This window comes from Lysinibacillus sp. NPDC096382 (assembly GCF_044762845.1).
GTDB lineage: Bacteria > Bacillota > Bacilli > Bacillales_A > Planococcaceae > Lysinibacillus.
On sequence record NZ_JBIWFC010000001.1, the window covers coordinates 1 to 17,793 of the forward strand.

General features: G+C 34.6%; 18 protein-coding genes and 1 pseudogene. 12 read left to right on the forward strand and 7 right to left on the reverse strand.

Annotated elements, in window-relative coordinates:
- Positions 1-119 precede the first annotated feature (119 nt).
- Together ACIQZA_RS00005 and ACIQZA_RS00010 are read right to left on the reverse strand one after the other, a co-directional pair.
- Entirely contained in the window at positions 120-314 is a 195-nt protein-coding gene (locus ACIQZA_RS00005) for a hypothetical protein (protein ID WP_402880246.1), read from the reverse strand.
- Between the two features lie 233 nt (positions 315-547).
- Entirely contained in the window at positions 548-694 is a 147-nt protein-coding gene (locus ACIQZA_RS00010) for a hypothetical protein (RefSeq protein ID WP_402880244.1), read from the reverse strand.
- Positions 695-958: 264 nt separating this feature from the next.
- Here ACIQZA_RS00010 and ACIQZA_RS00015 point away from each other — a divergent pair, with 264 nt between their 5' ends.
- A complete protein-coding gene (locus tag ACIQZA_RS00015) occupies positions 959-1,297 on the forward strand; it encodes a DUF1827 family protein (RefSeq protein WP_402880242.1) in 339 nt (112 codons plus the stop codon).
- Between the two features lie 705 nt (positions 1,298-2,002).
- Here the strand turns inward: ACIQZA_RS00015 and ACIQZA_RS00020 are convergent.
- Complete coding sequence (locus tag ACIQZA_RS00020; protein ID WP_400939123.1) at positions 2,003-3,742, reverse strand: B12-binding domain-containing radical SAM protein; 1,740 nt, start codon at positions 3,740-3,742, stop codon at positions 2,003-2,005.
- Between the two features lie 315 nt (positions 3,743-4,057).
- Here ACIQZA_RS00020 and ACIQZA_RS00025 point away from each other — a divergent pair, with 315 nt between their 5' ends.
- The 3 genes and pseudogenes from ACIQZA_RS00025 to ACIQZA_RS00035 all read left to right on the forward strand — a co-directional run.
- Positions 4,058-5,419 carry an ATP-binding protein gene (locus ACIQZA_RS00025; RefSeq protein WP_400939207.1) on the forward strand — a complete coding sequence of 454 codons (1,362 nt, stop codon included), beginning with the start codon at positions 4,058-4,060 and terminating at the stop codon, positions 5,417-5,419.
- Between the two features lie 122 nt (positions 5,420-5,541).
- Positions 5,542-5,988: a MarR family winged helix-turn-helix transcriptional regulator gene (locus ACIQZA_RS00030; protein WP_142509997.1), complete on the forward strand. Its 447-nt coding sequence runs from the start codon at positions 5,542-5,544 to the stop codon at positions 5,986-5,988.
- Between the two features lie 303 nt (positions 5,989-6,291).
- Positions 6,292-6,539: pseudogene (locus ACIQZA_RS00035) on the forward strand (IS1595 family transposase); the annotation flags it as partial.
- A gap of 179 nt (positions 6,540-6,718) precedes the next feature.
- Here the strand turns inward: ACIQZA_RS00035 and ACIQZA_RS00040 are convergent.
- The 3 genes from ACIQZA_RS00040 to ACIQZA_RS00050 all read right to left on the reverse strand — a co-directional run bounded on the left by ACIQZA_RS00040 (position 6,719) and on the right by ACIQZA_RS00050 (position 8,363).
- Complete coding sequence (locus ACIQZA_RS00040; RefSeq protein WP_400939120.1) at positions 6,719-7,414, reverse strand: hypothetical protein; 696 nt, start codon at positions 7,412-7,414, stop codon at positions 6,719-6,721.
- Positions 7,415-7,478: 64 nt separating this feature from the next.
- Entirely contained in the window at positions 7,479-8,093 is a 615-nt protein-coding gene (locus ACIQZA_RS00045; RefSeq protein ID WP_142509995.1) for a CPBP family intramembrane glutamic endopeptidase, read from the reverse strand.
- 81 nt (positions 8,094-8,174) lie between these two features.
- On the reverse strand, positions 8,175-8,363 hold the full coding sequence (locus ACIQZA_RS00050; protein WP_142509994.1) for a YkvS family protein: 189 nt from the start codon (positions 8,361-8,363) through the stop codon (positions 8,175-8,177).
- A 124-nt stretch (positions 8,364-8,487) separates the two neighbouring features.
- Between ACIQZA_RS00050 and ACIQZA_RS00055 the strand changes: the two genes are divergently transcribed.
- From ACIQZA_RS00055 to ACIQZA_RS00065, 3 genes are all read left to right on the forward strand, one after another.
- The gene (locus ACIQZA_RS00055; RefSeq protein ID WP_100544207.1) at positions 8,488-8,676 is read left to right on the forward strand and encodes a hypothetical protein; all 189 of its coding nucleotides are present in this window, start codon (positions 8,488-8,490) and stop codon (positions 8,674-8,676) included.
- Between the two features lie 92 nt (positions 8,677-8,768).
- Positions 8,769-8,945: an aspartyl-phosphate phosphatase Spo0E family protein gene (locus ACIQZA_RS00060; protein WP_132357797.1), complete on the forward strand. Its 177-nt coding sequence runs from the start codon at positions 8,769-8,771 to the stop codon at positions 8,943-8,945.
- A gap of 327 nt (positions 8,946-9,272) precedes the next feature.
- Positions 9,273-10,139: an NAD(P)-dependent oxidoreductase gene (locus ACIQZA_RS00065; protein WP_402880239.1), complete on the forward strand. Its 867-nt coding sequence runs from the start codon at positions 9,273-9,275 to the stop codon at positions 10,137-10,139.
- A gap of 139 nt (positions 10,140-10,278) precedes the next feature.
- On the opposite strand, the gene ACIQZA_RS00070 is transcribed toward ACIQZA_RS00065, so the two are convergent.
- Positions 10,279-10,671, reverse strand: coding sequence for a DoxX family protein (locus tag ACIQZA_RS00070; RefSeq protein ID WP_400939112.1), 393 nt, complete (start codon positions 10,669-10,671; stop codon positions 10,279-10,281).
- A 157-nt stretch (positions 10,672-10,828) separates the two neighbouring features.
- Between ACIQZA_RS00070 and ACIQZA_RS00075 the strand changes: the two genes are divergently transcribed.
- The 5 genes from ACIQZA_RS00075 to ACIQZA_RS00095 all read left to right on the forward strand — a co-directional run bounded on the left by ACIQZA_RS00075 (position 10,829) and on the right by ACIQZA_RS00095 (position 17,767).
- Complete coding sequence (locus ACIQZA_RS00075; protein WP_142509991.1) at positions 10,829-11,146, forward strand: winged helix-turn-helix transcriptional regulator; 318 nt, start codon at positions 10,829-10,831, stop codon at positions 11,144-11,146.
- 219 nt (positions 11,147-11,365) lie between these two features.
- On the forward strand, positions 11,366-12,691 hold the full coding sequence (locus ACIQZA_RS00080) for an MFS transporter (protein WP_400939108.1): 1,326 nt from the start codon (positions 11,366-11,368) through the stop codon (positions 12,689-12,691).
- A gap of 180 nt (positions 12,692-12,871) precedes the next feature.
- Positions 12,872-13,774 (forward strand): chemotaxis protein, encoded by a 903-nt coding sequence (locus ACIQZA_RS00085; RefSeq protein ID WP_132357787.1) that lies wholly within the window; start codon positions 12,872-12,874, stop codon positions 13,772-13,774.
- Between the two features lie 293 nt (positions 13,775-14,067).
- Entirely contained in the window at positions 14,068-15,621 is a 1,554-nt protein-coding gene (locus tag ACIQZA_RS00090; RefSeq protein WP_402880237.1) for a Ppx/GppA phosphatase family protein, read from the forward strand.
- Complete coding sequence (locus ACIQZA_RS00095; protein ID WP_402880235.1) at positions 15,611-17,767, forward strand: RNA degradosome polyphosphate kinase; 2,157 nt, start codon at positions 15,611-15,613, stop codon at positions 17,765-17,767. Before ACIQZA_RS00090 ends, ACIQZA_RS00095 begins: the two co-directional genes overlap by 11 nt.
- Positions 17,768-17,793 lie beyond the last annotated feature (26 nt).

The following is a 17,793-nucleotide window of genomic DNA, read 5'->3' on the forward strand; positions in this document are numbered from 1 at the left end:
GAGTGGATGTTTGCTTCGCCCCATAAAAAATACTCCCCTTAGATAAACAGATTTTATTTTTTAATCTGTCTACCTAATAGGGAGCATATCAATTAATTTTGAGCCTGGGCTTTTTGTATTTATTCACTTTGTAGTTCCTGTTCACGAGCTGCAATCATTTCTTTTAATTCAACTAAATCCTCAAGTTCACAATATTTATTAATGTAAGTTTTAGCGGCACTCTTTGCTGACTGCTTGCGTGTCTTTTCTCTATTTTTTTCTCGGTATGCTTGTGTTGCACGTTTCTGTGCTTCAGATGTTTTCTGTTCAGTCACTGTTTATCCTCTCCTTTTCATAAAATATACTACGATGTTTAAAACCACTAATATTAAGCAGATTGAGTAAATAATAATCATGGAGTAATCAAAAAACTGCGGTTCTTTCCAATTAACCATATCCGTCAAAATATACAGGGCAAATGCTAACGCTACAACATACATTACATTTTTCATAATGAAATGGATATGATAAGATTATAGGGAAGGAGGCGCTAACCTCCTTCTATGAGTTATTTGCGACGTTTCTTCTTTGCGGGAGTGCGTCGCTTTTCTTTTTTCTTACTCTTCATATCGCTTATGTTTTTCGCTGAACTTGTAAGTAAGTTTGCGATTGTTGCGATAGCTACTAGGTAAGCTAGAATCTTATCGTAATCCACTATGTTCATCTCCTTTCTATACTTATATTATATACCATGGTATATACGAAGTCAATACTTTCCTTAAATTATTTCCATAAAAATTAAAATTTTCATTGCTAAATATAGAACGTTAGTTCTATAATATACACAAACAAACGTTCTGTTAAGAAGAGGTAACGTGGCAACTAAGACTTCAAGGACAAATATATGGATATTCACAAGGTGCATTTCCTAGACATCCTACAGGTGTCTAATATTGAGTATTAAAAAGGGGCGAGAGCAGTGTCAGTCAAATTTAAAAATCCGTTTTCAAATCAACGAATATTTATAGATGTAACAAATGAAAGACCAGAGGCAGTTCAAGCTGTATTAAGCGCATCTCCAATTGACGTAACAATCAAGATATATGAATGTGAAGAATCGAGGATTATACATAGTAAAAACCATTTCACAAACCGTGTAAGCATTTCAAACAGTAAAGGAAATCATTGTGTGAAAATGTGGGAAATTCTTTATATGCTAGAGCAAATACTTAAAGTGAATAAGGATGATGTATTTATGTATGTAAGTCAGAACGGGGTTATTTATTTGGAGGTTAAAGATCCTAAGTTTGTAAATTGAAATAAAGCCACTCATTTGAAAAATAATGAGTGACTTTCTTCTATTGTATAGTCAAATAATAATTACATTTTCAAAAAGGTATAAAAGCTAATTATCAACGCCCCCTAATTTGCCCCCTATTGTAAATTTAAATAAATGAACTAAAATATTTATAATAGATTAATAGAGAGATTAGACTATCTAAATGCACTGAAAATCATTTACAAATTACACGCTATAAAACGCGTAATTATTGGGTAAATTACTAGGAGAATAAAAAAGAGCTAATTCCGCTCTTTTTTATTATTTCCGATTAACCCTAAAAGCTTATTGAAATCCGTATATGAAAACGGAGACATTTAGAGATTATATCAGTAGAAAATCTATGCATAAAAAGTGTCTAAGATTGTTTAATTGACGAAAAAACGGACGTTGCCACAAAATTGTCGAAAAATTTTAAATTGTTTTTTCCTGGTTATTACGATTATTTAATAGGTAATATTTACAATATTAGGGTGTTGGCAGGTTGAGGATTTCGTACTAAACTTTTTTAGGATAATTGTAATGCGCATAGAATATCTGTTGATTGTATTAAAGTTATGGTTATTACTGACAATGACACAAATAAATTGGTCATTTTAGATTACTGGAAAAGTTGAAAATTCCCGCTTAAATGGATGAAAAAAACGCTAGTCCTAAACTTTATTAAAGGACTAGCGTTTCTTATTATATAGAGTGGATTGTTGCAAAGTATGGTGCTTGACCGTGACGGAAGTAAGTTAATAAATAGCCGTTTTTTTGTACAATTTTGCCATTTGAGAAATTTTGGTAATCTACATGGTGCGGAATAATGAGCGTATGTTTAAATAACTCTTTTTCAGATAGATTGAAGCTGGCGAATTCCTCACCTGCAATTGTAGGGTTTTCACGCAAGGCCGTATAAAGTGCTTTCTGTTGCTCCTCTGTAGGGCGTTCCTTCCACCATAATTTACGTGGCTGGAACTGCTGTGCCATTAAATAATCTAGTTGCATGAGGCTTTGAATGATAGTTAAATTAACACCCTCTACAGTTTCTAAAAACATTAATAAACGACGGAATAAATCCTCAAGCTGATGACCGATACGAGACCAACCTTTTGTTTCCCAATAAGTACCGAAGTTTTGGAAGAAATCAAATGGTGTTTCAAACACTTCAGTTACTAAGTATTCAATTGTATGATCCATACGATGATCGTTCCAATATTTCTCAAGTACATCCTCTGCATGTTTAATGCGTACTATATCATCAAACGTTAAGACATTGTTTGAGAAAATCTCGTAAGGAGATTGGTCCACATACGTATAGCCGAATTTTTCAGCCTCTAGACGAAGGCCAGTACCGCGCAGAAGTTTAAGGAATCCAAGCTGTAATTCTTCTGGTCGCATTGCGAAAACATCATTAAAGGTTTGACGGAAGCTTGCATAATCCTCCTCCGGTAAACCAGCGATTAAATCTAAATGCTGATCAATCTTTCCACCTTCTTTGACCATCGTCACTGTACGTGTTAGCTTTTCAAAGTTTTGACGGCGCTTCACAAGAGTATTTGTTAAATCATTCGTTGATTGAACACCAATTTCAAAACGGAAAAGCCCTTTAGGTGCGTTATCATTTAAAAACTGGATAACTTCAGGACGCATAATATCTGCCGTAATTTCAAATTGGAATACAACCCCTGGCTTATGTTCATCGATTAAAAATTGGAACATTTCCATGGCGTAGCTGCGGCTTATATTAAATGTACGGTCGACAAATTTAATCGTACGTGCACCATTGTCCATCAAGAATCGAATATCTTCTTTTATTTTTTCTCTGTTGAAATAACGAACACCTACTTCAATAGAAGATAAACAAAATTGACAGCTAAATGGACAGCCTCGACTTGTTTCAATATATTGAATTCGTTTGCTTAGATGAGGGAGGTCCTCTTCAAAACGAAATGGACTTGGTAACTCACGTAAATCTATTTTGGGTGCTTGTGCGTGAATTCGTACTTTACCATCCTCTAAGTAGCAAATCCCTGGAACATCGTCTAATGCAATTTCTCCATGCAAATAGCGTAGTAACTGTTTAAAGGAAGTTTCTCCTTCACCCATAACAATGAAATCAACCTCTTCAATTTTACGTAACCAATGGTGGGCATCATAAGAAACTTCAGGTCCACCGAGCAAAATTTTAACATTTGGACAGACAGTTTTTAACATCTTGATGACGTGAATAGTTTCTTCAATATTCCAAATATAGCAACTAAATCCTACAATATCAGGTTTTTTTTGGAATAAATCTGATACAATATTAAAAGCAGGATCTTTAATTGTATATTCTGCAATAATTGGATTAAATTCTGGTAAAGCTGCACCTTTTAAATAACGCAATGCTAGATTTGTGTGAATATACTTTGCGTTTAAAGTAGTTAAAATAGTATTCATGCAATAATCTTCCTTTCAATTTCTAATTGTAACAGTCAAGTAGCTGTCATACAATATAATCCTTTTTGCCTATTTATTTTGTGAACAGTTCGTGAAATAATTTTTATACTTAAATTTACTAAATTTTGTAATAATAGATTCGTGCAGTCATAAAGTATAGTAAAGGCTCAAAATTCGATTAAGAGGTTTTTTACTCTTTTGAAAGGTTCGGTGAGAAAGTTGAAGCAAAATGATATTAATCAATGTTTTGGAAATCTTATGACAAGTACTTCGTCACCAACACTTATTCTTAATAAAGTAGGGAAAATTTTGAACGTGAATGAGGCGGCTATTAAACTTTTTAATCTCAATTCAACGTATATTGGCTATTTAACTATGGACGAGCCATCTAATTTAAATTGGGCGAAATTCGTTAAACAATTAGAAAATGATTTAAGATCAGAAGAAATCTTCAATATTCAAACAAATGGTAATGAGTATGAAATGATGTCCTTCAAATGTTTTTATGATCCAAACACAGAAGAAATTGTTGCGCAAATTTCAACGTTAAATAATGACATAGCTCATGAATTATATGTTAGTCAAGAGCAGGAGAGATCACAATCTCTCAATGCTTATGATCACTTACCGTATGCTGTTATTATAAGTGACGCTAGCGGGATAATTCTTGGGCTAAATAAGTATGCTGAAATGTTTTTAAGAACCGAAAAATCGCTGCTACTTCATAAGGCACATCAGCACATATTCGATGCATTTACATTGAAGAAGGGTCAAATTACAACATACCTTTCTAAACTGATGGGTGAAAAGCATGCAAGTATTCATGTAGTTGATGAAACTATAGTTACTAGCCCTTGCTATTATGAAATTTCGAGTATCTTTGATGAATATAATAATATTATTGTCACAGTCATTAATGATGAAACAGAAAAGAAACAACTTCAACATAAAGTTGAACATCAACAAGCTTTAAATGTTGTCGGTCAAATGGCTGCAAGTATCGCCCATGAAATTCGTAATCCATTAACTTCTTTAAAGGGCTTTACCGAATTGTTAAAACTAAATGCAGATGAAGAGTCACGCATGTATTTATCTGTCATCGATAGTGAGCTTCAACGGATGGAACAAATTTTATCCGAGCTTTTAGTATTGTCCAAGCCAACATGTATGAAAGTGGAATTATTAGAGCTAGATCACATTGTAAAGCAAGTGATTGAGTTTATGCTTCCAGATGCGCTTATGAAAAATATTATGATTCAATACATTTCTCCTTCTACACAAGTATACATTGGTGGCAATGAGAATCGTTTAAAGCAAGTATTCATGAATCTTATTAAAAATGCGATGGAATCCATGAATAATAGTGGAACGATCACAGTAGAAATGAATGTTATTGACTGTGCGATTGTAGAATTACTGATTAAAGACGAAGGTGTCGGTATGGACAGTGCTACCCTTCAAAACTTATTCCAACCTTTTTACACGACAAAATCAACAGGGACAGGACTAGGTCTTGCTTTCGTGAAAAAGGTGATTGAAGAGCATGAAGGTGTAATAGGTGTGAATAGTGAATTACAGAAGGGTACATGCTTCCACTTACAATTCCCGATTTACACATTTAATCAGATGGATACAATGGATGTTTCCACGAAAGATTCTGCTTATTTAGTAACATAAAAAGCGTCTGAGTGGTAAATTAAACCACTGTGAAAAACTTAAAATCAAATATTGCTTTTGACAATGCTTTTCTAATATCGCTATAATGGCATGTATAAAACGCGAATTGAGAGGAAAAGGATATGACGTCAGAAGATATAAAGCAATCTTTAAAATTATATATAGTATTATCACGTGCACATAAAGCGATTAATGAGATGACCCATCAATTATTTCAAGAGAATGGATTAAATCCTACTGAATTTGCTGTATTAGAGCTTCTTTATCATAAAGGAAGACAGCCATTACAGCAAATTGGCAATAAAATTTTGCTAGCTAGTGGGTCTATTACGTATGTCATTGACAAACTTGAAAAAAGAGGGTATTTATTGCGTGTCTCATGTCCATCAGATCGCCGTGTTACCTATGCAGAAATTACGGACAAAGGTGAAGCATTTATGGGAGAACTATTTCCAAAACATGAACAGCATTTACATGAATTGATGAGTGTATTATCTGTTGAAGAAAAAGGCCAAGCTATCACTTTATTAAAAAAATTAGGCCTGTCTATTAAAGACTTATCTTATTAAAAAAAGTTGTCTCAATGAGTTTGAGGCAACTTTTTTACGTTATTTTGGAAGAAGTTAAATTGTACTCCAACAAATCCCTCTTAAATCATTAGCGTCATAGATAAGGCAGGAGCGAGCACAGGCGAAGGACTAAGTATACTGAGTGCTTAAAGCCCACGTGATCGTTCCTAGTCGCTCATAGGACAACGCCTGCAGAAACGAAAATCAGCCTCATAATTATGCTATAAACCCTATTAAAAATAAAGGCTCTGTTAAAGAACGTTACTATTTGGAACCTGTTGAGCTTCTTGCTATAATCTCTAAGCTAAACATAGCGGCATTAGTCGAGAACAAGTTTTTGTACTCATTGCCAGAGACTGCTCAAAAGCAACTGTTTCCAAATTAGCTTGTATGGGGCGTGTTGTGAAAACATGATAATATGATTGGCTCTAATGTCATTTGTTAATGTTGGAGAGCGTACAATACAAATGCAAAAGAAAAAGAGATGGAACATTATCGTATGAAATCAAACCGATGGAAAGCGCGTTAAAAAAGGTTTATATCACATAAGAAAGTCTGAATATTCTATATCCTTGTAAAGATTATAAATCTATAGCTGATGACGAAAAATTATAATGATTGGTTTAGAAGATATATCTTAATTTAAATCAAAATCAGCATTAAAAATAACACAGTCAACATAAAAAAGACTATAGAGCAAACAAGTTTGTCTACAGTCTTATTTGAATAATTATTTTTTAGAAATAGTTGCTGCCATTTTAAGCATAGCATCTGCTAAATCTAATTCGTCGTTATCGTGAATTATTAGTTTTGTAATTAAACCATCTTTTTCAAAAACAACGCCGATTACTTTTTCTTTATCTTCTTTAAAATGTACAACATAACCCTCAATGTTTTTAATATCTTTAAATGCAGCTAAATCCTCAGAAGATAAATTTGATGGTTCACCAACAGCATTCATATAATCTTGCATAGATGTTTTTGCATCTTCATATTTTGTTTGTGATGCATCAATAGATTCGATACGCATAAATACGTCAGCATTGTCATTAGAAACTAACATGTCTTTACCTGGTTCTTCTTGGCTAAGTGTAAATCCAGGTAGTTGGTGTATTTTATAGTCTTGATCAGCACTTTTTGATTCCGTTGCTTTTTCAGTCTTGTCTACACCTTTTTGTACATATTTAACTTCTTGTTCTTTTTTAGTTGTATTGTCTTTATTGTCCTTATTTGTTTCATTTGATGCAGGCGTTTCTTGCGATTCATCTACAGTTGTATCCTTAGATGATGGTTGTTGCTGTTCAGTCGGTGTATTTGATGGCTCATTTTTTTGAGCATCAGAATCCTTTGTTTCAGAAGTATTACATCCTACGACTAAAACAGCTGTTAGTAATAATGCAGGTACAGAAAATAATTTTTTTTGCATGAAAAGCCCTCCCTTTCTTAATTAAACGCTAGTAAAGATAAAATGTTTCCAAATTTTAATGTTATCATGTTAAAGGTAACACTAAAAATAATAGTAGTACAAAAACTACATGGGTTACAATAACAAGTGGCATACTTTTACGCCATTCATATAAAAAGCCCCAAATAAGGCCGGTTACAAGTGCAGCGATCATACCAAGCATAAAGCCGCTTAATGCAATAGAGATTGCGCATAAAATCGCAGTTACAATAACAGCAAAAATAGGACGCATAAAACGTTTCAGCTGTTGTTGAACATAGCCACGCCAAAAGATCTCTTCACCAATTGCAACAATGAATACGAGTAAAATATAGTGCCAAATATTTTGTGGTCCATAGTTTGTTAAAAATTTTTGTACTGACTGTACTAATGAATCATTAATGTATGGTGCAAGCCAATAGCCAAAGCGTATAATACCGTATGTTATTGTACCGTACCCAATACCGAAAAGTAAAAATTTCCAAGTAGGTAACTGATCTTCAATTTTACCAGCCAAAATGGCAATGGCAATACATACAAGTAAAGTAAATGCATATAGGTACCAAAATACAGCTTGGTTAGCAAAGGTATATGCAAGCATGCCATAAACGAATAATAAAGAAAGGAGCAATATTATTGTTTGTTTCGAATTTGTAAGCATTATTCGACCTCCATGCTTTTAATATTATCAAAAAAAAAGCCCCTTATCATCTATAAAGACAAATAGGGACTATTCAGACTATTAAGCCTCGTTTGCATATAAAATTTTGTAACGTTTATGGTTGACGACCGTTTTTTCTTCAATTTCAAGGGAATCGAAATTCGCCATATATGTTAAATCAACGATCACCGAATTTTCATTTACTTTTTCTACTATACCTTGTAAGCCATCTTTAAACTCGATAATATTTCCAACTTCAGCTATTTTCACAGACAGTCAGCTCCTTCATCGACTAATAATATACAGTTTGCATGAAAAAATGGAAAACGTAAAGCTTTTTTTGAATAATTCATAATCTATTACACAAAATATTGAGAAGAGAGGAAAAGAAAAAATGGAAAAATACGAAAATATGCTTAAACAATTACAAAATGGGGAATTAAAAAGTATAGAAATAGAAAAGGAACAATTTTATGAGTTTCGAGAAGTGCTTGTAAAACATCCTTTATTTAAACATTTTAGAGGTGAGGCCAAACAAAATGGACGCGTAATCTATACTTATCAAGAAGTTGCAAGAAGCTAATTTGTCGAACATTGTCGTAAGTTAATGCTGTAAGAAATGAAATATAAATGTATAATAATGGTATGATTATTTGTGTGTGGAGGGTTGTATGAATGGTCAATCTACTCTTGAAACAGATGGAGCAAACTCGTGAGATGATGATTCGCTCAGGTGTAGAGAACGGATTACAAAATGCAAAAACCATTCAACTGAGTCGCAGATTAGATCAGTTAATGAATACTTATTATAGACAGACAGCATTTGAAGAAGAAGAAGATCAAGAAGATTGAAAGAATGTTCCCTTATTTAGAGTATAAACTTTTTAAATAATATGTTTAAAAAGTATTTTTTGGAGAATACTTATTTTGAACACAGCAACATTCTCATTTCCCCCTTTAGAGCAGTGATACCCCATCACGTGCTCTCTTTTTTTATCTTTATTCTAGGCGAAATTGATTTAACTTCTTTCAGCGAGTGTCCAGCAAAAGGCATTTAGTACAAGATAATAAAAGGAGTTTGAATTATCGCACTTATTAGACTACACTGGGAGATAAAAATAAGTGCTAATGATTGGTTACGTAGAATCGATAGCCTGGATAACAAAGGAGTATGTACATATGGGAAAAAAGAGTATTGCATTTATCGGCACTGGTGTTATGGGTGCTAGTATTGTAAAGCATTTATTAAAAGATGGTCATGAGGTGACAGTTTACACACGCACAAAGGAGAAAACGGAGCCGCTTTTAGCGCTAGGGGCAAAATGGGCAAGTACTCCAGCAGAAGCATTTAAAAATAAGGAAATTGCCTTTACAATGGTTGGATACCCAGCAGATGTAGAGGAAGTTTATTTTGGAGATAACGGTTTATTTCAAACAGCTGAACCCGGCAATATCGTTATTGATATGACCACGTCCGAGCCAACATTGGCAAAGGAAATTTTTGAGCATGCCCAAAAGCTTGGGGTGGAAGCGCTAGATGCACCTGTTTCTGGGGGGGATATTGGTGCTCAAAATGGGACATTATCAATTATGGTTGGTGGAAGCCAAGCTACATTTAATAAAGTTTTATCAGTTATGAAACATTTTGGTGAAAATATTGTTTATCAAGGTGAAGCTGGTGCAGGACAGCATGCTAAAATGTGTAATCAAATAGTTATTGCTGCAGGAATGATTGGTGTGTGTGAGTCACTTACTTACGGTTTAAAGGCTGGGCTTGATTTACCAACAGTATTGCAATCCATTTCGTCTGGTGCAGCAGGCTCTTGGTCGTTAAGTAATTTAGCACCCCGTATGATTAAAGAAGATTACGCACCAGGTTTTTATATTAAGCATTTTGTAAAGGATATGAAAATTGCTTTAGACGAATCAAAAAAAATGGGGATTACATTACCAGGTCTAGCACTTGCTTATGATATGTATGAAAAGCTAGTGGAAGCGGGCTATGGTGAAAACGGTACACAGGCTCTTTTAAAGGCGTATCAATAAAATACTGACTATAAAGAGCGAAGAATTCTAACTTTTAGAAAACCCGAAGTATCATCTTATGAAAGGATGGATGCTTCGGGTTTTGTATTTGATAAAGAGGCAGCTCACTAACACACAGAAAATAGTTAACTACGAAACATTACTCTTTATCAAAAAGTTTTGCGTCTAAAGAGAAACTAGATGCTCCTGCAAGTGCGAAGTATAAAGCAATTGCAGCTAAAGCTAAATCAAATTCATATCCAGCTAAGCCGTTTTCACCGATGAAGCCAACACTAAGCTTCGCTGTAAAAATGGCAACAATCATAGTCACTGTCAATAAAGCGCCAAAAAGTCTTGTGCCTAAACCTAGAATAATTGCAGCACCACCGACTAGTTCTATAATGGCAACAATATAAGCCATAAAGCCTGGAATACCAATGGCATCAAAATAATCAGCTGTAAAGCCGATACCACCTTGAAACTTTTGATATCCGTGAGCGGCAAAAATAAAGCCAAGCACCACACGTAAAATAGTTGAACCGATATTTTGCATAGTATAATAAACTCCTTTTGTTTTTTACTTACATTTCGTAACTTAGTTTATTTTTAAAAACAAGTTTTGTCAAGTAACTTAATTTTATTTTTAAAACTGATTTTCATAAAAATGATATACTCTTATATAAGAACGAAGTACTTAGGAGGCAAGTAAATTGGATCAAAAAAAAATTTGCCCACGATTTGAAAAGGCGCTAAAAATTTTAAATCATAGCTGGAATACCCTGCTTATTTATCAGTTATTAGAAGGTTCTCAACGGTATTCAACGATTAAAAAACAAATGGGTATTAGCAGTCGCGTATTAACGGAGAGATTAAAAGAATTAGAGATCGAGAACATTGTGAAACGCACTGTTATTCCATCGACACCAGTGGTGATTGAATACGAGCTAACAGAAAAAGGACATGCACTTGCGCCGGTCCTAAAAGCAATTGAAAAATGGTCTTCTACGTGGGTAGATATAGAAGAATAGTAAAAAGGATATCCAAGCGAGGGGGCTTGGATATTTTTTTATTATGAAGTGTAATCTTTAGTATTCCGCAGCTAAGGCTAAAATTCGTTTATTCTAAAGTGTTAGGTAATAAAAAATAATTGTATATTGTAAATAGTGTAAATTTTCTTTAAATAAGAGGTATTTTTTATTACATGAGGGAATTTATTTAATATTATAGAGAATGGGGAGGAGGATTTTATGAAGCGGAATTCAGTAGTAGACGCACAGCATAGGAGCCAGTTAGCTCTTTATTTATCATTGCCAATTTTATCGTGGGCATTTTATGATTTTGCGAATACAATATTTTCTTCAAATATTAATACTATATTTTTCCCTTTTTATATGGATGAAATTTTAGGGACCAATGAGGTAATGCAGCAGGTGGCAAGCACGTTTATTTCTTATGCGAATGCCATTGCCAGCTTTTTCCTCGTCATTTTTTCACCACTTTTTGGTGTATGGATAGATAATACGGGTTATAAAAAGAGATTTATAGTGTGGTTTGCATCTATCTCTATCTTTTCCACCTTTATGATGGGTGTTTTTGCGAATCTACAGACGTCAACAAATTATTCAGGTGTACCACTTAGTTTATTTTTAGTTGTAGTTAGCTTTATCATCGCAAAATTTTTCTTTAATTCAAGTCTAGTGTTCTATGATTCAATGATGAGTGATTTAGGGACAAAAGAAGAAATGCCCCTTATTTCCGGCTATGGGGTAGCGATTGGATATCTTGGTACAATTCTTGGATTACTTGTTTATTTGTATGTAGGAAATAGTGGATTCCATCGAGCATTTATTCCAACTGCAATTTTATATTTGTTATTTTCTTTGCCATTATTTTTTATTAATAAGGATACACCAATTTCAAGGTCTCAGCGCAAGCCTATTAAATTTCTAGATGGCTATAAGGAAATTGTTCAAACCTTTAAAGACATGAAGCAATATAAAACTATTTTCACCTTTATGATTGCTTATTTCTTTTTAAATGATGCCATTGCAACAACCATTGCAATGATGGCTGTATATGCAACAACGATTGTTGGCTTGACGTCGGGTCAATTTATCGTGCTTTACTTAGTGTCTACGGTTTCAACTATTATAGGCTCTTTTACATTTGGTTATATTACAAAAGCAATAGGAGCCAAACGTGCGATTACCGTGGTGGCGCTATTAATGATTGTCGCTTTAACATTTGCTGTCTTTGCGACAGAGCAATGGATGTTCTGGCTTGCAGGTAGTATGTTTGGCGTATCACTAGGATCCATGTGGGTAACATCTAGAACATATATTATTGAATTGTCTCCAGAAGACAAACGGGGTCAGTTTTTTGGCTTATTTGCATTTTCGGGTAAAGTATCCTCCATTATTGGGCCGGCAGTCTATGGAACGGTCACATTATGGATGAAAGATTACGGAACGCTAGCAAGTCGTGTTGCATTATCGACATTAATTGTGATGACGATAATTGGCCTATTGGTACATCTGAAAGTTAATGGCTCAAAAGTTGGGGATGATATTTGAAAAAACGTATGCATGCCCAGTCAAGCGCCCTGTCGGAATGGAAATCAACCCAATGTTATGATAACAACCCATGTTCACAATAAAATTGGAAAAAGCAAGTAGGAGAAATGTATTGCCTATGATACAATTGAATTATAAATTATATTAAATTGTAGTTGAGGAGAAAGGAGCGGGGTTGCTTTGGAACATAAAGGTATATTGTTAGAAAGTGGCACAAATGAGCTAGAAATTGTTGAATTTGAAGTAGCGAACAATAAATTTGGTATTAACGTTATTAAAGTAAAGGAAATCATTCAACCGATTCCAGTAACATTTATTCCACACGCGCACCCGCATGTAGAAGGGATAATTCAATTACGAGGTGAGGTTTTACCAGTAGTTGATATGCTTCGAGTGTTAGGTATTCAAAAGGCAGAGCGTAGTCCTCAGCAAAAATATATTGTAGCTGAGTTTAATAAACAGCGCGTAGTATTCCATGTAGATAATGTAACGCAGATCCACCGTATTTCATGGGATCAAATCGAGAAACCTTCTGATATGTATCAAGGAGGAACATCACAAGTAATTGGTGTTATTAAGCAAAATGAACAAATGATTTTATTACTAGATTTCGAAAGAATTATGGTGGATATAAATCCGGATTCTGGTATTAGTGTAGAATCCGTTAAAAAGCTCGGTAAACGTGAGCGCTCTGAAAAACGAATTTTAATTGCTGAAGATTCACCGTTACTACGTAAGCTCTTATTCGATACTATGAATGAGGCAGGTTATGCGAATGTTGAATTCTTTGAAAATGGACGTGATGCTTATGAATATCTCGAAACAATCGTCAAAGGTGGTAACGAAGTAGCTGAGCATATTCAATTAGTTGTGACAGACATTGAAATGCCACAAATGGATGGACATCATTTAACACGTAAAATAAAAGAGCATCCAGACCTCCAAAAGCTTCCAGTTATTATTTTCTCAAGCTTAATTACGGATGATCTTCGTCATAAAGGTGACCAAGTAGGTGCAGAGGATCAAATTAGTAAGCCTGAAATTGCGGAGCTTATTTTACGTATAGATCAACTTATCTTATAAAAATAAGTTTTTATCAGCGTTTAACAATAAAGATTAAGGTACTTCACAATAATAATAATGGGTATCCTGAAAGTATATTCATAATTTTAAGAAGTCGGATGCCTTTTAGGCTCCGGCTTTTTTGTATAGATCAATGATGCTAGGAACAAAATAATAAGGGCTAACTCGTCTATAAAACTTTGACGTGAGTATCCTGACACTGGCAAGCTAAGAGCCCATAGGTTTGAATATAAAGAGCGAAGAGGCTAACGATTAGTAAATAGTATGAATGTACGCGTTAAGGAAGTGATTATTTGAATGAATTAAAAACGGCTATCATCGATATTGGCTCTAACACTATCCGATTAGTATTGTATCAATACGATAAAGAAGAGGGACTTCGTGAGATTGGAAATATTAAAACAGTTGCACGTTTACGTACATATTTACAGCCCTCTGGTGAAATGTCTGAAGAAGGTATACAAGTATTAACAGAAACATTATTGACTTTTAAAGCAATGCTCGATGATTTTGAAGTGACTGATGTTAAAGCTGCTGCAACAGCTGCAATCCGTCAGGCAACAAATAGAGCAAAAATTATTACCTTAATGAAAGAACGAACAGGCATTCAAATAGAGCTATTATCTGAAGAAGAAGAGGCATATTATGGCTTTGTTGCTGTAGCGCATTCAATAGGCACGAAGTCCGCTGTAACTATTGATATTGGTGGTGGTAGTACAGAAATAACGCTTTTTGAAAATAAAGACCTACAGAAATCTTATAGTTTTCCTTTTGGCACAGTTTCTTTAAAGCAACGTTTTGTAAAGGGCGAGATTATGAATGGTAGTGAAAAAAAGGAACTCATTGCATTTGTTAAAGAACAGTTTACATCACTTCCGTGGATTCAGGATATCGGTTTACCGATTATCGCCATTGGTGGTAGTGCTCGAAATATTGCCCAAATTCATCAGCAAAAACATGCATATCCAATAGCAAGTGTACATGGCTACGAAATGACTAAGGAAAATTTAGTTGAGCTCAGTGTGTTTTTAGGTAGTTTAAGTTTTAATGAATTGAAACAGTTAGATGGGCTTTCGGCAGATCGTGCGGACATCATCGCTCCTGCACTAGAGGTTTTCAATGTGTTAATGGAGGTTGTCGGCAGTAAGTTGTTCCAAATAACAAAGAAGGGTTTGCGAGAAGGGCTCATTATACAGCGTATTTTGCAAACAGATAAAAGTGCGTTTGATAAATACAATGTGTTTGAGGGAAACGCTAAAAGATTGGCTCGACAGTATGGTCGAACTGAAAAAGAAGTGGACTATTTGACGCGTTTAACGGATCAATTGTACCGTGAATGCTGTCGCTTCGGTTGTTTACAACATAATCCAAAAGATTTGCAATTATTGGCGAAAGCAGCGAAGGTTTTTAATATAGGGGAGTATATTGAGTTAAGTTCGGCGAGTCAGCATACCTTTTATTTAATTGCGAACCAATCTATCGATGGGCTAAATCATAAAGAGCGTGTGAAGTTAGCACTTTTAGCCTCGTATAAAAATAAAGATTATTTTCAGCTATTCGCAGCTCCTTTTACAGAATGGATGAGTCGTGAGGAGTATCGTAAAATACGAGACTTTGGCGCACTTTTAAAATTTGTCTATGCGTTAAATGTATCTAAAAGAAAGATAGTACGTACCATTAAGATGCAAACAAAAGAGGATTATGTTCAGCTTAACATCTATGTAAAACATAATGCGGCCGCTGAAAAATATCAAGCAAATCGACATAAAAAACATCTAGAACGTGCACTAAAAATACCTATAAAAATAAACTTTATTGAAGAAGGGTTGAACAATTATGACAACTGAAGTTACGAATAATCAGTTAGGTGAAGGGAATTTAACAGAAGCTCAAGGTCGTTTACTAGAGGAAATCGCTAAGCCGCAATACTATAATAATCGTGAATTAAGCTGGTTAGCCTTCAACGAACGAGTTTTAGAGGAAGCAGAGGATATCAACAATCCTCTGCTAGAACGATTGAAATTTTTGGCGATATTTAGCTCGAATCTAGATGAATTTTTTATGGTGCGTGTTGCGGGTCTACAGGATCAGGTACGTGCAGGATTCCATAAGCCTGAAAATAAGTCAGGCTTAACACCAAAAGAACAATTAGCAAAAATTGCAGAGCGAACTCAGGCATTAGTGCGCCGACAAACTGAAGTTTATAGACATTTAATATATGATTTATTACCACAACATAATGTACATATTGCAGACATGAAAGACTTAAATAACACACAGAAAGCATTCGTCAATGAAATGTTTGCAGAAACCATCTTCCCTGTTTTAACACCCGTAGCTGTAGATGCTTATCGTCCTTTCCCAACTTTGCTTGGTAAAACTTTAAATTTACTTGTTTTATTAGAGCAAGATGAAACCGACTTAGAAAATCGTGAAAAGGTAGCGATCGTACAAGTTCCATCTGTCTTAGATCGTTATATTAAAGTACCATCAGCAGATGGAGAGACAGTTATTGTCTTATTAGAAGACGTGATTGTAGCGCATATCGAAAAGCTCTTTTATGGTTACAGTGTCAAATCAGCACAGGCTTTCCGTTTGACGCGTAATGCTGATTTAACGATTCATGAGGAAGGAGCAAGAGATTTACTTGTTGAAATTGAAAAAGAGTTGAAAAAACGTAAATGGGGTGTAGGGAGCCGTCTAGAAGTTCGTGAGGGCGAGATGAGCGAGGAAGTTCTTACATATTTACTAGAAGAATTTGAAATTGAAGAAACAGATGTTTTTCATATAGATGGACCGCTAGATTTAACATTTATGTTCTCGTTTGTAAAAGGCATATCGGTTGGTCGGGAACATTTAGAATATGAAAGCTTTATTCCACAGCCACCATTAGATTTGCAATCGGATGAAAATATTTTTGAAAAAACTCTGCAACAAGATATATTTTTCCATCACCCATATGAGTCATTTGCGCCAATTGTAGATTTTATCTCAGAAGCGGCCATTAATCCGAACGTTTTAGCCATTAAACAAACATTGTATCGTGTTAGTGGGAACTCACCTATTATACAAGCATTAAAGTTCGCTGCGGAAAATGGTAAACAGGTAACAGTGTTAGTTGAATTGAAGGCACGTTTTGATGAAGAAAATAATGTGCATTGGGCAAAGCAACTTGAGCAAGCTGGCTGCCTGGTCATTTACGGTATGAATAACTTAAAAACACACTCGAAAATAACGCTTGTTGTAAGTCGTCGAAATGGAAAAATTGAACGTTTTGTACATCTTGGGACAGGAAATTATAATGATGCAACTGCAAAAATTTATACAGATATGGGTATAATAACAACAGATAAGGAATTTGGCATTGATGCTACTAACTTCTTTAACTATTTAAGCGGTTATACAGAAAAGCCAACTTTTAATCATTTAGTCGTTGCGCCATTTGATATTCGAGATGAATTTATTCGATTAATGGATGAAGAAATTGCTTGTCATAAAAAGCATGGGAATGGTTTTATTCGAGCTAAAATGAATTCACTAACGGACAAAGACTTAATGATGAAGCTGTATGAGGCGTCTATTGCAGGTGTGAAAGTAGAGCTTATTATTCGTGGTATTTGTTGCATTAGACCAGGCATCCCTGGAATTAGTGAAAACATAACAGTAACGAGTATTGTTGGTCGTTTCCTTGAGCATTCTCGTATTTATTGGTTCCATCATAATGGGGAAAATAAAGTATACTTATCTTCTGCAGATATGATGACTCGTAATATGATTAAACGCGTGGAAATTTTATTCCCTGTATATGCAAGCGAAGCAAAAGCTCGTATTATTAACATCATGAATACACAACTTGAGGATACAGCAAAAGCTCGGATTCAAGACTCCAATGGAAAATATCATTATAAAGAGTTTGACCGTGGTGAAGATCCGATTAATAGTCAGGAAATTTTCCTAAAGGATGCACTAAAACCTACGCTAGACGAAGAATAAAGCAAACACGCTACTTAGTGAGGGAT

Bases quoted from the DNA above. Each gene is read 5' to 3' on its own strand.
- ACIQZA_RS00030 (WP_142509997.1), top strand. From the start codon at position 5,542: ATGACGTCAGAAGATATAAAGCAATCTTTAAAATTATATATAGTATTA.
- ACIQZA_RS00095 (WP_402880235.1), top strand. From the start codon at position 15,611: ATGACAACTGAAGTTACGAATAATCAGTTAGGTGAAGGGAATTTAACA.
- ACIQZA_RS00065 (WP_402880239.1), top strand. From the start codon at position 9,273: ATGGGAAAAAAGAGTATTGCATTTATCGGCACTGGTGTTATGGGTGCT.
- ACIQZA_RS00080 (WP_400939108.1), top strand. From the start codon at position 11,366: ATGAAGCGGAATTCAGTAGTAGACGCACAGCATAGGAGCCAGTTAGCT.
- ACIQZA_RS00020 (WP_400939123.1), bottom strand. From the start codon at position 3,742: ATGAATACTATTTTAACTACTTTAAACGCAAAGTATATTCACACAAAT.
- ACIQZA_RS00045 (WP_142509995.1), bottom strand. From the start codon at position 8,093: ATGCTTACAAATTCGAAACAAACAATAATATTGCTCCTTTCTTTATTA.
- ACIQZA_RS00055 (WP_100544207.1), top strand. From the start codon at position 8,488: ATGGAAAAATACGAAAATATGCTTAAACAATTACAAAATGGGGAATTA.
- ACIQZA_RS00040 (WP_400939120.1), bottom strand. From the start codon at position 7,414: ATGCAAAAAAAATTATTTTCTGTACCTGCATTATTACTAACAGCTGTT.
- ACIQZA_RS00070 (WP_400939112.1), bottom strand. From the start codon at position 10,671: ATGCAAAATATCGGTTCAACTATTTTACGTGTGGTGCTTGGCTTTATT.
- ACIQZA_RS00060 (WP_132357797.1), top strand. From the start codon at position 8,769: ATGGTCAATCTACTCTTGAAACAGATGGAGCAAACTCGTGAGATGATG.